Raw genomic sequence first — 13,838 nt, forward strand, 5'->3', positions numbered from 1 at the left:
GACTTCTTCTTAAAGAAACACCGGAGGGGAAAAACCCGCCCCGGTGCAACGCAGTATATTGTAAAGTAAAGCGATTAGTGAGGCAGATCGCGGGAAAGTTCAGTCAAAGAACCTTTACGGTCACCTGGGACTTCAATGGATTCACATGTACCGGTTGGTACGAGGGTCCAAGCATTGCCCTGATAGTCAACAGTGGAAGTACCTGCACAAGTGGTGCCAGCGCCCGCTTTACAGTCGTTTTCACCAGCAAGGGAAACGCCGTAACATTTTTCTTTAGAAGCAGCTTCAGCAACAGTAATGTTTGCACCAGCTACAGCAGCAGTAACAGCGGTTGCAAGTACAGCAGCGGACAACGTTTTTTTGGACATTTCAAAACTCCTCAAATTGAAATTCGGCGATGTGTTCAACAGGTTTGGTTCGCCTCTGAAGACAGTTCTGACAAAAAACTCGATCAATGGGAAATCAAACACATGTTATTTTCACGCGATTAAATCAATAAAATGAGATCATCGTCCTCACAGGTTCGTGAATAGTTGAAATATTATTGCATCTAACTTGAGTTTTAGATGCCAATGCGACAATCGGCCTAATAAAATTAAAAGAATAGAAATAAAGACTTTCTGAAACGCTCTTGCTCTACCCTCTGAAATCTGGCATGTTCGCGACGCGGAAAAGGACAGGAGTGCTGTCCTTATTATCCCGCATGCGTTGATGACAATCTGGAAGACAGCTTCCAAGCGATCCACCTAAGAGATCCACACAACGCAAAAGAGAAGGATGTAGGCGCGTTCCCAACGCCGCGACATTCTCCCCCAAATGTGTGCCATGCGGACATATCGCAATGCACTCGCCAAAGGGGTAAGATAGATCGGAGGAAACTCCGAATGGGCGGCCCTATGTATAAAGAGGCCGTGCTTCATTCGACAGATCCGGGGCAAGCCGTGCCGGGGCTTCGAACGAGCCGCGAGGAAGACCTCCCCGCGACCCGAACGAGGAAGTGACCTTAACCGGTCACATTGAGATGAGCGAAAGTGAGGCCAAAAATGGCAGAAAAAGGAGGAAACACGATGCATATGAGTGGGGGGGAACCTATGAAAACCCGAGCTACCACCACAGGCACCGTTACGGAAAAACTCCGCACTGCTGCCACTGAGGGGCTTTACAATCCAGCCAAAGAGCACGATGCCTGTGGCGTCGGCTTTATAGCTAACCTCAAAGGCGCACAATCTCACCACGTGGTACAAAGCGGCCTTCAGATCGTTGAAAACCTGACACACCGCGGCGCAGTTGGCGCTGACCCATTGATGGGCGACGGTGCAGGTATGCTGACCCAGGTCCCACACGAGTTTTTCAAAGAAGAATGCTCGAAGATCGGATTCGATCTTCCAGAAGCTGGCGAATACGGCGTTGCGTTCTTCTTCCTTCCACAAGATAAAAAGCTCCGCGAGCAATGTGAAAGCATCGTTGCGGAATGTGTTTCTGATGAAGGTCTTGAAGTATTAGGCTGGCGTGATGTTCCGGTCGACAATTCTTCTTTGTCGAAAGCACCGGATATTGCAGCGACAGAACCTGTTTCCCGTCAGTTGTTTGTAACTCTCCCAAACAATACTGATGGCGATATTCTGGAGCGCCGCCTCTTTATCCTGCGCAAAGTGATCTCCAACGTAGTGCGCGAGAAATCTGAGGGCGTAGAAAAAGGCTTCTACGTCGTTTCCTTCTCCAGCCGCACCATCGTCTACAAAGGCATGTTCCTCGCGTACCAGCTTGGCGCTTACTATGACGATCTGCGTGATGAGCGCTTTATCTCTGCGCTGGCGTTGGTTCACCAGCGCTTCTCAACCAACACTTTCCCGTCATGGGATCTGGCTCACCCATACCGCATGGTTGCGCACAACGGTGAAATCAACACCTTGCGCGGCAACGTAAACTGGATGGCAGCCCGTCAGGCATCTGTGTCCTCTCCTGCATTTGGTGACGACATCAACAAACTATGGCCGATCTCTTACGAAGGTCAGTCTGACACAGCATGCTTCGATAACGCCTTGGAATTCCTCACTACTGGCGGCTATTCCCTTGCGCATGCAGCTATGATGCTGATCCCGGAAGCGTGGGCCGGCAACCCGCTGATGGACGAAAACCGTCGCTCTTTCTACCAATACCATGCCTCTATCATGGAACCATGGGACGGACCTGCAGCGGTAGCCTTCACAGATGGTCGTCAGATTGGCGCAACGCTTGATCGTAATGGTCTGCGCCCTGCCCGTTACATCGTCACTGATGATGACTTCGTGGTTATGTCTTCTGAAGTTGGTGTTCTCGACATTCCAGAAGAGAAGATCATTCAGAAATGGCGTCTCCAGCCGGGTAAAATGCTTCTGATCGATTTGGAAGAAGGTCGTATTGTTTCTGACGAAGAAATCAAGCGCCAACTCTCCACGGCAAACCCTTATAAAGACTGGCTGCATCGCACGCAGATGGTTCTTGAAGACCTTCCATCCGTACGTGAACGCGCGCCGGTTGCAGGTGAAACCCTTCTCGACCGTCAGCAAGCCTTTGGTTACACGCAGGAAGACATCAAGCTTCTCATGCAGCCAATGGCAACTGTTGGTCAGGAAGCACTGGGGTCTATGGGTACTGACACACCTGTGTCCGTCCTCTCAGACAAGTCCAAGCTTCTGTACACCTACTTCAAGCAGAACTTTGCGCAGGTAACCAATCCACCGATCGATCCGATCCGTGAAGAATTGGTGATGAGCCTCGTGTCCTTCATTGGACCACGTCCGAACCTGTTTGATCTGAAAGGTCTTTCTACCTCCAAACGTCTGGAAGTACGTCAGCCGATCCTCACCAATGCTGATCTGGAAAAGATCCGCGCTATTGGTGACATTGAAGACAATCAGTTCCAAACCAAAACCCTCGACATCACCTACTCTGCTGAGAAGAGTACCGAGGGTATGGAAGATGCTCTCGAGCGCTTATGTGCCCGCGCTGAAAAGGCTGTTCATGGTGGTTACAACATCATCATCCTGTCTGACCGCGTAATCTCACGTGCCCGCATTGCAATTCCTGCACTATTGGCGACAGCTGCTGTTCACAACTACCTGATCCGCAAAGGCCTTCGTACCTCAGTGGGTCTTGTCGTTGAAACGGGTGAAGCACGCGAAGTTCATCACTTCTGCGTTCTGGCCGGTTATGGTGCAGAGGCAATCAACCCCTATCTCGCATTCGAAACAATCCGTTCAATGCACTCTGAAGGGTCTTTCCCTGAGGAAGTGGATGAGCATGAAGTTGTCTCTCGCTACATCAAAGCCATCAACAAAGGCATGCTCAAAGTCATGTCCAAGATGGGCATCTCCACCTATCAGTCTTACTGTGGTGCGCAGATCTTTGATGCGGTTGGCCTGAATTCAGAATTTGTAGAAAAATTCTTCTTCGGTACAGCAACAACCATCGAAGGCATCGGCCTGAAAGAAGTTGCTGAAGAGACTGTTGTTCGTCACCACGATGCATTTGAGGATATTCCTGTTCTGCGTCGCTCGCTGGACGTTGGCGGTGAATATGCATACCGGACCCGTGGCGAAAACCACATGTGGACCCCGGACAGCATCGCCACACTTCAGCATGCAGTACGCAACAACTTGCCTGAAAAGTATCTGGAATTCGCCAAGGAAGTGAACGAAGCCTCTGGCCGTTACACAATCCGTGGCATGTTCCGCATCAAATCAGCAGAAGAGCTGGGACGCCGTCCAGTCAACATCGATGAAGTTGAGTCCGCAGAAGACATCGTAAAGCGCTTTTCAACAGGTGCGATGTCTTTCGGCTCAATCTCTCGCGAAGCTCATACATCGCTTGCGATTGCCATGAACAAGATTGGCGGCAAATCCAATACTGGTGAAGGTGGCGAAGAAGCCGAACGCTTCAACCCACTGCCGGACGGATCTCCAAACCCAATGCGTTCTGCAATCAAGCAGGTTGCATCAGGCCGCTTTGGCGTAACAACCGAATATCTGGTCAACTCTGATATGATCCAGATTAAGGTCGCTCAGGGTGCAAAACCGGGTGAAGGCGGACAGCTGCCAGGCCATAAAGTGGATGCAGTGATCGCAAAGACGCGTCACTCCACACAGGGCGTAGGCTTGATTTCACCTCCTCCGCACCACGACATCTACTCAATCGAAGATCTGGCGCAGCTGATCTACGATCTGAAGAACGTGAATCCAGAGGCAGATATCTCAGTCAAGCTGGTGTCTGAAGTTGGTGTTGGAACAGTTGCAGCAGGTGTTGCCAAAGCGCGCGCAGACCACATCACGGTCTCAGGCTTTGACGGTGGCACAGGCGCATCTCCGCTCACCTCTTTGAAGCACGCTGGTTCTCCATGGGAGATGGGCCTTGCTGAAACACAGCAAACGCTCGTTCTCAACGGCCTGCGTTCCCGTATCGCTTTGCAGGTTGATGGTGGTCTTCGCACAGGCCGTGACGTACTTGTTGGCGCTCTTCTGGGTGCAGATGAGTATGGCTTCTCAACTGCTCCACTGATCGCAGCTGGTTGCTTGATGATGCGTAAGTGTCACCTCAACACCTGCCCGGTTGGTATTGCGACCCAGGACCCGGTTCTGCGGAAGCGCTTTAAAGGCACTCCGGAACATGTCATCAACTACTTCTTCTATGTAGCGGAAGAACTTCGCGGCTTGATGGCAGAACTCGGCGTCAGGAAACTGGACGAAATCATCGGTCGCTCCGACATGCTCGACAAAGAAACTGCGATCAATCACTGGAAGTCTGAAGGCCTTGATTTCTCAAGGATCTTCTATCGTCCAGATGCGGCCCAGGAACAAAGCCGCTGGTCACAGCTTCAAGAACATCCAATCAACGAAGTTCTGGACCGTGAACTCATTCGCAACGCGATGCCAGCACTGGAAAGCAAAGAAAAAGTTGAGTTCCCGGCAAAGATCAAGTCAGTTGATCGTTCCGTTGGCGCAATGCTTTCTGGTCAGATTGCTAAACGCTACGGTGCAAAAGGCCTCAAAGACGATACCATCCATATCTCTATGACAGGTACGGCTGGTCAGGCGTTTGGTGCGTTCGTTGCCAAGGGCGTGACGATCGATCTTGAAGGCGATGCAAACGACTATGTAGGCAAAGGCCTCTCAGGCGGTCGCATTATCGTACGCCCACCAGAAAACACTCGCATCGTGCCGGAAAATTCCATCATTGTTGGGAATACCGTTCTTTACGGAGCAACCAGCGGTGAGGTGTACTTCCGTGGTGTTGGCGGCGAGCGTTTCGCAGTTCGTAACTCCGGAGCAACTGCGGTTGTTGAAGGTGTTGGCGATCACGGATGTGAATACATGACCGGCGGTGTTGTTGTTGTAATCGGTCAGACTGGCCGTAACTTCGCAGCAGGCATGTCCGGTGGTGTTGCTTACGTATTGGACGAAGATGGTACTTTTGGCTCCCGTTGTAACCTTGCAATGGTAGACATTCAGCCCGTGCAAGAAGAAGACGACCTGCTCGAAAAGCTGCATCACCATGGCGGCGACATCGAGTACAAAGGACGTGTGGATCTGTCAGCTGACATGACACGCCACGACGACGAACGTCTGCGTCTCATTCTTGAAAACCACGTGAAGTATACTGGTTCCACCAAAGCTCAGAATATTCTGAATGACTGGGAGAACTGGCGTCCGAAGTTTGTGAAAGTTATGCCGGTTGAATACCGTCGCGCGCTTCAAGAAATGAAAGCTGCGCGTCTGGGCCTCGCGGCTGCGGAATAAGAGGGGAAGACATGGGTAAGGTAACTGGCTTTTTGGAGATCGACCGGCAGGAGCAAAACTACCAGCCGGCATCAGATCGCATCCGCCATTTTCGCGAATTCACTGTCCCGCTCTCGCAGCCGGAAGTGGAGCGTCAGGCAGCTCGTTGTATGGATTGTGGCATTCCGTTTTGCCACGGTCCTGCCGGTTGTCCAGTAAACAACCAGATCCCCGATTGGAATGATCTGGTATTTGCAGGGGACTGGGAAGAAGCATCACGCAATCTGCATTCAACCAACAACTTCCCTGAATTCACGGGCCGTATTTGCCCAGCTCCATGCGAGGAAGCATGCACGTTGAATCTGGAAGACATTCCGGTCGCGATTAAAACTGTCGAACAAGCAATCGCTGATCGCGCCTTTAAGGAAGGTTGGATCAAGCCCGAACCAGCTGCCACCAAGACAGGTAAAACTGTTGCAGTTATTGGGTCTGGTCCTGCAGGTATGGCAGCTGCTCAGCAGTTAGCGCGCGCTGGTCACACAGTTCATGTTTACGAACGCGAGCCGAGTGCTGGTGGTTTGATGCGATATGGTATTCCTGACTTTAAGATGGAAAAACACTATATCGACCGCCGTGTAGCACAGCTGGAAGGAGAAGGCGTAACCTTCCACTACGGTTGTGAAATCGGCAAAGACGTAGAGTTTGAAGAGATCCACACACGTCACGATGCAACACTGCTTTGCACTGGTGCAGAACGCCCGCGCGATCCAGGCATTCCGGGCATGGATCTCAAAGGTGCGATGTATGCGATGCCATTCCTCGTACAGCAGAACCGCCGTGTTGGTGGTGAAGATGTATCGGGCGAAGAGCCATACTGGGCTGGTGGCAAACACATTGTTGTTGTCGGCGGTGGTGACACCGCATCTGACTGCGTTGGGACATCCTTCCGTCAAGGCGCTCTGTCTGTAACCCAGATGGATATCCGTCCGATGCCACCACTGAAGGAAGATAAGAACCAGTTCTGGCCATACTGGCCAACGAAGTTCCGTACCTCAACTTCTCAGGCTGAAGGCGCAGAACGTGAGTTCTCCGCGGCAACGCTCGAAATCGTAGGTGATGAAGACGGTCACGTAACAGGCGTAAAATGTGCTCGTGTAGATGAAAAACGTGTTCCGATTGAAGGAACCGAATTCATTCTCAAGGCAGATCTTGTTCTTGCAGCCATTGGCTTCTCAGGCCCAAACATGGAAACTTACGTCAAAGAAGCTGGTGACGATCTGGAGCTGGACCCGCGCACCAACGTGAAAGCAAACACCGAAGACTACAAGACCTCCATCAAAAAGGTCTTTGCAGCTGGTGACGTGCGCAAAGGCCAGTCCCTTGTGGTCTGGGCTATCCGCGAAGGTCGTCAGGCCGCTCGTTCAATCGACGAGTTCCTGACAGGCTCTTCCAATCTGCCACGATAATCTTACAGCGTATCGCCGAAAAGTGGGAACCGGTTTTCGGACAAAGATACGCAAAAACAAAGGCTAAAGCAGTTCAGATGTTTCAACCAAAATGCGAACTGCTTTAGCCGACAATGAAGTACTAAAACCCCGGAAAGCCCCGCTTTCCGGGGTTTTTTGATGTTGCTCTATTCTTTCTCACTCATACATTCTGAGTTGAACTTGCAAGCACTAAAAGCCCCGCATGACCTCCCATGCAGTGGTGAAACGAGAATTCCCGAAGGTCGGGATGAGCAAGGCAGCAGGCAACACCTGCGCTACTTGTTAGAAATGAGTCTTTGGCATTGGCTACGTGCCTTGCCCGGGCATTTTGATATGGACAACATCGCCTCTTATCCTGAAAGACACGATAGCCAGTTTCCTGGAAAGACAACGGCTTTGCTTTGGCAAGTTTCCCGGCCTAAACAGGTCCTCTGTCCCTGACATTTGTTGCTCTGACCAGCAAATGCCACTGCGTGATGCCCCTCAAGCTTGGGCCCTTCCTCTCAGACCATGCAGTCACGTCTGAAAATCGGTTCCACCGGACCTTTGAAAGATGCGTTACCTCTCTCAAAAGCCCCACCCAGCCCACGACACGCTGACGGACGGTCCGCCAGCTGCCCGTCACGTGGGCATGGGATTAGTATGAGGGCATATTTGCTTAAGGGGGATAAGTTTTTTCAAATACCACTCACCATCGTTTACCCGCAGGCATGCAAAGAACATCAAGCTGCTTTCACATTCTCCAGGAAGCTTGCCACTTCAGATCGTAAGTTCTCGGAGAGATGACCCAGCTTTCCAGCGGCCTGATGCAGGTCATTCGAAGCATCTTTTGTGCCCTGAAACCCACTATCCAAATCCAGCATGTCTGTCGCGACCTGCGACACATTCTGGTGCGCGCTATTCAGATCCCGAGAGATATCCTCAGTTGCCTGCTTCTGATCACCAACAGCTTCATTAATGCCAGTTGATAAGGAATTGATCTGCTCAATTGTCTCTCCGATTGAGCGGATCGCTGTCACAGCTTGCTCTGCAACCTTTTGCACCGACTCAACTTGTGTTGAAATCTCTTCGGTGGCTTTAGAGGTTTGGCCAGCAAGGTTTTTCACCTCACTTGCAACCACAGCAAAGCCACGCCCAGCTTCCCCTGCGCGCGCTGCCTCAATTGTTGCATTCAATGCCAACAGGTTAGTCTGGTCAGCGATCTGATCAATCAGCTCGATCACCTCACCAATAGCCTTCCCGCTTTCCACCAAACGCCCAACAATCTCATTGGTCTTGTGCGCATGCACGGCTGCATCCTGCGCAAAACGGGCAGCTTGTGTGGTGTTATCACCAATCATTCCCGAAGAACGCGACACACCTTCTGCCGCTTCAGCCAATGCTTTCACAGAGGTTTGTGTAGTTTGCGCGACATCACTGGAAGATGTCATGGCACTGTGAGCACCCTGCACGCTCGCATCCAGCTCTCTGGAGCGTGTCTCCACGGCCTGACTGATCTCCAGCAAATCATGCACGACATGACCAACTGAAGCCTCAAACTCCTGTGCAACACTGGCTAAGGCCTGTTTGCGTGCATCTGCAAGTTCCAGCTCCTGCTGTATTTTTGCTTTTGCATCTGCTTCAGCCCTATCTTTCAGCACAACACGGAACTGAGCAATAGAACGAGCAATCGCCCCGATTTCATCTCCACGTTCTATGCATTTGATCTCAGTGTCCAATGCTCCTTCAGCCAGGGCATCCAGACCACGTTGCAACGCAGCCATGTTGTTTCGCATGCCCCGTGCAATGACGACAGCCACAACAAAGAACAGAGCCCCCACAGGCGCACAGACCATCACAATGTACATGAGATTGTCGACAAGCAGCGACTCTAGCGCGCTTTGCCCATGATCTGACATAAGCTGCGACCTTAACGCCTCATCTCCCAGAGCAGACGTCAACGCATCGTATATTGTGACAAAGGAAAACAGCGTGCCGAGCGACATGATTGACATGGCCAGAAATACGACCAAGACAAACTTGCCTACCATCGACAGCTTAAAAACATGCGGTTGGGTAACCATCAATAGCCCCACTTCACCCATAAGTTTAATGTGAGTAATGTTACCCATGTATGTAAACAGAACACTACCATGAGGCTGTGAATTGCATACATTTTCGAAAAAACAGCGATAAAATTTAATTTTCTGCAGAAATTCTTGAATCTGCGCTAATATTCAAAGCTCGATCAATAAAAAATACTTCGAATATTAAAATCCAGTCCAACGTGTATCGTCAGCTCGACCAGAAACTTCTGGCAGCACTTCTCCAGATACAGTCAGCTTAAACAGATCACTTCCCGCAGCAGCTTTCCCGCCTTTATCATCAGGCCCGATAAGCTTAGTTTCAGGAGACGTTAGACGACCGGTCAAAACAATAAAGTTCGGATCATCTTTCACACCTTCAAAAATGAAGGCCGTCGCACTACCAAATATGCGTGCTATTTCTCGTTCAACAAAGTAAGCGACTTTGCGGTATCCAGCCCAGGTAAAGTAGACCCCATCCTTCGCCCTCAATCGGCGGCGCTTACCAGTAATGTCCGGGCCATGAGGCGTATATTCCCCCTCTTCACTTTGGAAGGCAGCCCAAATGTCGACAAAGATACCTCCAGCTGGTTCAACTTGCTCTTTGAACAAATCATTGAGATAGCTGAAGTTAGCACTCGTAAGATACTCTTCTGCAGGCGCAAGGCCTACCCAAATCAGAGGCAATTGCTCATTCCGGACGGCTGCAACCAAGGACGCTGTCCTGAAGCGGTATTCTTTCTTCCACTCTTCCCCTTGAAACTGCAATTCCTCAGCGTAGCTGGCAGGCTGCCCATCAATTACACCTTGCGCTACAACCTTGATGTTCCGGTTATCGCGTGCCCCCAGAGAAACAACCACAAGACCCACATCTTCGCTCTTCAGCACAGCTGTCACGTCTTCCGGCCAGTCCGGATTTTTATCTGCAACAAGTCCAGTTTGAGGATAAACAAGCTTCTTGACTTTAATCGAAGGCGTTTCAGCATACACGGCCTTCAAACCATCAGCCAATCCCATCGCCAGATCATCACCAATGACCAGAAGGACCTTAGCGTCCTTACTCTTTTCTTTCTCAACGATCTTGGGAGTGTTGACTGCAGCAACGCCAGCACTACGGCTTTTTCGCGTTGTACTTCTGCGTCGCTTCTTCCTTGTAGGATTCGCCTGCTCGATTCTTTTATTTCCCCCACCAAACAACCAGCCAAAGAATGACTTGTTGCCTTTTTTGGGGGCGCCTGTGCTGTTGGTTCTCACCTGAGCTGCAACCTCAACGGGCACAACAGAAACACTGACAAAGCAAAGGCTTATCAGTGCTACAAACACAAAGGACAAAAAGGATCGTTGCATAATCGCGAGTCTCCAGCAGGAACCAACCACCAGCATTGGTTTCCTGCCATTAGGAAACCCGATTATGTTCTACCTTGCAACCTATTAAGAAGCTTTATTGAATCGTGACCATCTGGAACCAGTCCCGACGCTTTTTGATAAGCCTGAATAGCCTGACGGGTCCTCTGACCAATCTTTCCATCTACAGCTCCAGGTTTATAACCCTTCTCGGAAAGCCCCTTCTGAAGCGCTTTTTTCTCGCTAAATGTCAGAGGGCGATCACCACGCGGCCATTCCACAGCAAAACCAGAAAGCCCCAACAATCGATCAGAAAGGTGCCCAACCCCAAGCGCATAAGCACTTGAGTTGTTATAGCGCTTGATCACATAGAAATTTTTGAGCAGCAGGAACGCAGGCCCCTTCGCTCCAGCAGGTGTATAAAGCCGCGCCATGTCAGCGCCACGTGGGAATTTCGAGCCATTCGCCCGCTTCACACCAAGCTTGCCCCAACTCACAACAGACTGCTGTTTGCGTTGGTTGCTTAAGCGGTAATTGAAGTTCTTCGGTAGAGTAACCTCATAGCCCCAGGTCTGCCCTGACTGCCAACCCATCTTGTTGAGATAGGCTGCTGTTGAAGCCAGCGCATCAGGAATGCTATTCCAGATATCTCTTTTTCCGTCACCCGTAATATCAACTGCATAGGCCTGATAAGTCGTCGGGATGAACTGCGTATGCCCCATGGCGCCCGCCCAAGACCCACGCATTTGCGTAGGCGAAACATCACCATTTTGAAGGATTTTAAGAGCAGCAATAAGCTGCTTGCGTGCATACTTTCCGCGACGGCCACCATTGTAAGCCAGTGTCGCGAGAGCACGAGGCGTTGAACGAACAATCGATGTATTATCGAGAATACGCCCATATGAACTTTCCATCCCCCAAATCGCCAGCACGACATGACGGTTTACGCCATATTTGGCCTCGATCTTATCAAGCCAACCAGACCATTCATCCACCATGCGGCGCCCGTGGAGCACCCGATCCTCTGAAACGGCGCTATCCAGATACTGCCAGATAGCACGCGTAAACTCAGGTTGGTTCTCTGCACTCTTCTTAATTCGTGGATCAGGGGTCATCCCCTTGAAGACACGGTCATAGAGTTGAGCGTTAACGCCTTGAGCTACAGCAGTCCGCTTATAGCTTGCAATCCATTTTTGAAAATCACTCCCTTGAGCAAAGCCGTAGGAGTTACTGAAAAATAGAAACCCAGCGCACAGGACAGCTGGCAAAGAAGAAAATCGCATGCTGCTTTCTCCAGTCACCCGAATGGGAGGTTGTTAGGCGCACTTTGCGCAATCTTTTTGCTTAGCCCTCGGAGGCATTACTGCCATGACTGTCAACCATGGTAAAAAAAAGGCCGTTTTTAATCAAAACCCCTTTTTAAGCTTGTCAATTTTTACTAGATGCATCTCTGAAAAATTAACGCGCTCCAAAACACTTCAAGAATTCAGCGTCTTATCCGAAGGCCAGCTTCAATGAGGCTGCTCGTATAGTTGCTATTTGGCGAGGAGCTCTCAAACGCACGGAACGTATAACGAGAAAGCAGTGCTGCATCCTTGGAGAAAGCCCACACCAAGCCGAAGGATCCAGTTCCCTCCTGCTCAACAATATCTACCCCTTGATACGTCCTGTAAGTGTAGCCAAACTGGACATCACCAACCAGGTCCTGAGTAAACTGATGTGCATACCGAGCATCACCCGCATAAAGAACTGAACCAGAAGCTCCACTGATATTCGTACCGCTAAAGCTGGTTGCTCCACCAACGGTCACAGTATCCCGGCGTGTAGGAGACCAAACAAAAGCTCCATCGAAAATCAGCCCCTGCAAAGCATCAAGGCGGTTGTCATCCAGATACTCAGCCCGATAACCAACCCCAAACTCCCCCCGAAGCTTAGGTCCACGATCAACACGAAGACCGGATTTTACAAAGTAACCACGCGATGTTCTGTCGAAGCAGGATGGATCACCACTACAATCTTGATCGTATTTCCGGACAAGAAATCCACCTTCTAAGTAAGGTTCAAATGCAGCCCCATTATCAAACGATGTACGCAGAGTGGCGTCATATACAGTATTATCGCGAGGCTGCGAACTGCTCATTTGCCCGCCGTAAACCGTACGGTCCACACCAATGCCGCCACGCAGCTGAACCAACGAAACTTGCCTGCTGAGTGAGACCCTACCACCAATTTCCTGCACAGAATTGGTACGCCCAGTCGACGCCTCATTCTCAGCAGAAGACCGCTCCTCTCTCGAAAATGAATAAACACCATCAATACCGGCAGTTGTCAGATCACTCAGATCGAGACGCACATTCCCACGACCGGTGACAACAGGCTGGTTATTGTCAGGTTCACTAAAGAAAGCGCGAAGGCTACCCCGAAGCTCCAACCCGAGTCCGTGCCGCTCCCAATTTGAAACCACACCAACTGCCGCATCAACTTCATAAAACCCATCCGGCGTACCGCCATTGGCCTGCTCAGCATTGTCGGTCCAGCCAAGGCCAGCATCAAACGACGGCGTCAGGCGTAACGACCCAAGCTGAATGCCAACAGGACGGTCCTGAACAGTCTCTCCATCAAAAACACCCTCATCAGAATTCCCCCCTCCACCAACGGGTCGTGAAAGACGAGAAGCAGCTGCAACTCTCTCCGAAAACTTGGCTGCCCTACTCCTGCGACCAGTACCAGTGAGTTGCTGGCTAACAGTCGGAACAGGAGGCTGAGTTGCGGTACCTGGTGGTCCTTCTTCAATCAACTGTTCAAAGGGCGCTGCATCCGTTTCTGAGGGATTTTCAAAATCCGCACTCGGATCATTCTCAAAAGTGAGGCTATCCCTGAACTCCAGATCACTGGTTTGCGCGACTGCATAGCACCACGGAAATGCGCCCAGCATCAAAACACAGGTCAGAATTGACCTGTTTTGAATGCTCTTCAAAACATCAGGGCGCAACCACATAAAATATTCCAGCAATCCACCTTCAAATGAAGGAAATTCAACAAGCCCCACACTCGCCGAACATGGTTAACGTTTCCTTGCAAAGAGACTCTCTACCTCTGATTGTTTTATCCATTCAGATTTGGTAGAGGGGAAACCAAGTCTTGCCCCAGAGTGTTCACAATGCACTCTTATTTAGTGCAGGAATCTTGCT

The 13,838-nt window shown here is 50.6% G+C and carries 7 protein-coding genes; 2 read left to right on the forward strand and 5 right to left on the reverse strand.

The window, feature by feature from the left end; translation table 11 throughout:
- Positions 1-74: 74 nt before the first annotated feature.
- Positions 75-368: a BufA1 family periplasmic bufferin-type metallophore gene (locus DHN43_RS15120; protein WP_057461822.1), complete on the reverse strand. Its 294-nt coding sequence runs from the start codon at positions 366-368 to the stop codon at positions 75-77.
- Positions 369-1,043: 675 nt separating this feature from the next.
- On the opposite strand from DHN43_RS15120, the gene gltB reads away from it, so the two are divergent.
- A complete protein-coding gene (gltB, locus tag DHN43_RS15125; protein ID WP_208995433.1) occupies positions 1,044-5,774 on the forward strand; it encodes a glutamate synthase large subunit in 4,731 nt (1,576 codons plus the stop codon).
- An 11-nt stretch (positions 5,775-5,785) separates the two neighbouring features.
- Positions 5,786-7,219, forward strand: coding sequence for a glutamate synthase subunit beta (locus tag DHN43_RS15130; protein WP_063290280.1), 1,434 nt, complete (start codon positions 5,786-5,788; stop codon positions 7,217-7,219).
- Positions 7,220-7,962: 743 nt separating this feature from the next.
- On the opposite strand, the gene DHN43_RS15135 is transcribed toward DHN43_RS15130, so the two are convergent.
- The 4 genes from DHN43_RS15135 to DHN43_RS15150 form a co-directional block, all read right to left on the reverse strand.
- Entirely contained in the window at positions 7,963-9,303 is a 1,341-nt protein-coding gene (locus tag DHN43_RS15135; protein ID WP_208980703.1) for a methyl-accepting chemotaxis protein, read from the reverse strand.
- Positions 9,304-9,489: 186 nt separating this feature from the next.
- Entirely contained in the window at positions 9,490-10,650 is a 1,161-nt protein-coding gene (locus tag DHN43_RS15140; RefSeq protein WP_208995434.1) for an SGNH/GDSL hydrolase family protein, read from the reverse strand.
- Positions 10,651-10,712: 62 nt separating this feature from the next.
- Complete coding sequence (locus DHN43_RS15145; protein WP_063319662.1) at positions 10,713-11,930, reverse strand: lytic murein transglycosylase; 1,218 nt, start codon at positions 11,928-11,930, stop codon at positions 10,713-10,715.
- A 203-nt stretch (positions 11,931-12,133) separates the two neighbouring features.
- Entirely contained in the window at positions 12,134-13,645 is a 1,512-nt protein-coding gene (locus DHN43_RS15150; RefSeq protein WP_208995435.1) for an outer membrane beta-barrel protein, read from the reverse strand.
- Between the last annotated feature and the right edge of the window lie 193 nt (positions 13,646-13,838).

The organism is Pseudovibrio sp. Alg231-02 (assembly GCF_900143565.1).
Classification (GTDB): Bacteria; Pseudomonadota; Alphaproteobacteria; order Rhizobiales; family Stappiaceae; genus Pseudovibrio.

Coding starts and splice junctions, on each gene's coding strand:
- DHN43_RS15120 (WP_057461822.1), bottom strand. CDS start 368: ATGTCCAAAAAAACGTTGTCCGCTGCTGTACTTGCAACCGCTGTTACT.
- gltB (WP_208995433.1), top strand. CDS start 1,044: ATGGCAGAAAAAGGAGGAAACACGATGCATATGAGTGGGGGGGAACCT.
- DHN43_RS15130 (WP_063290280.1), top strand. CDS start 5,786: ATGGGTAAGGTAACTGGCTTTTTGGAGATCGACCGGCAGGAGCAAAAC.
- DHN43_RS15135 (WP_208980703.1), bottom strand. CDS start 9,303: ATGGTTACCCAACCGCATGTTTTTAAGCTGTCGATGGTAGGCAAGTTT.
- DHN43_RS15140 (WP_208995434.1), bottom strand. CDS start 10,650: ATGCAACGATCCTTTTTGTCCTTTGTGTTTGTAGCACTGATAAGCCTT.
- DHN43_RS15145 (WP_063319662.1), bottom strand. CDS start 11,930: ATGCGATTTTCTTCTTTGCCAGCTGTCCTGTGCGCTGGGTTTCTATTT.
- DHN43_RS15150 (WP_208995435.1), bottom strand. CDS start 13,645: ATGTGGTTGCGCCCTGATGTTTTGAAGAGCATTCAAAACAGGTCAATT.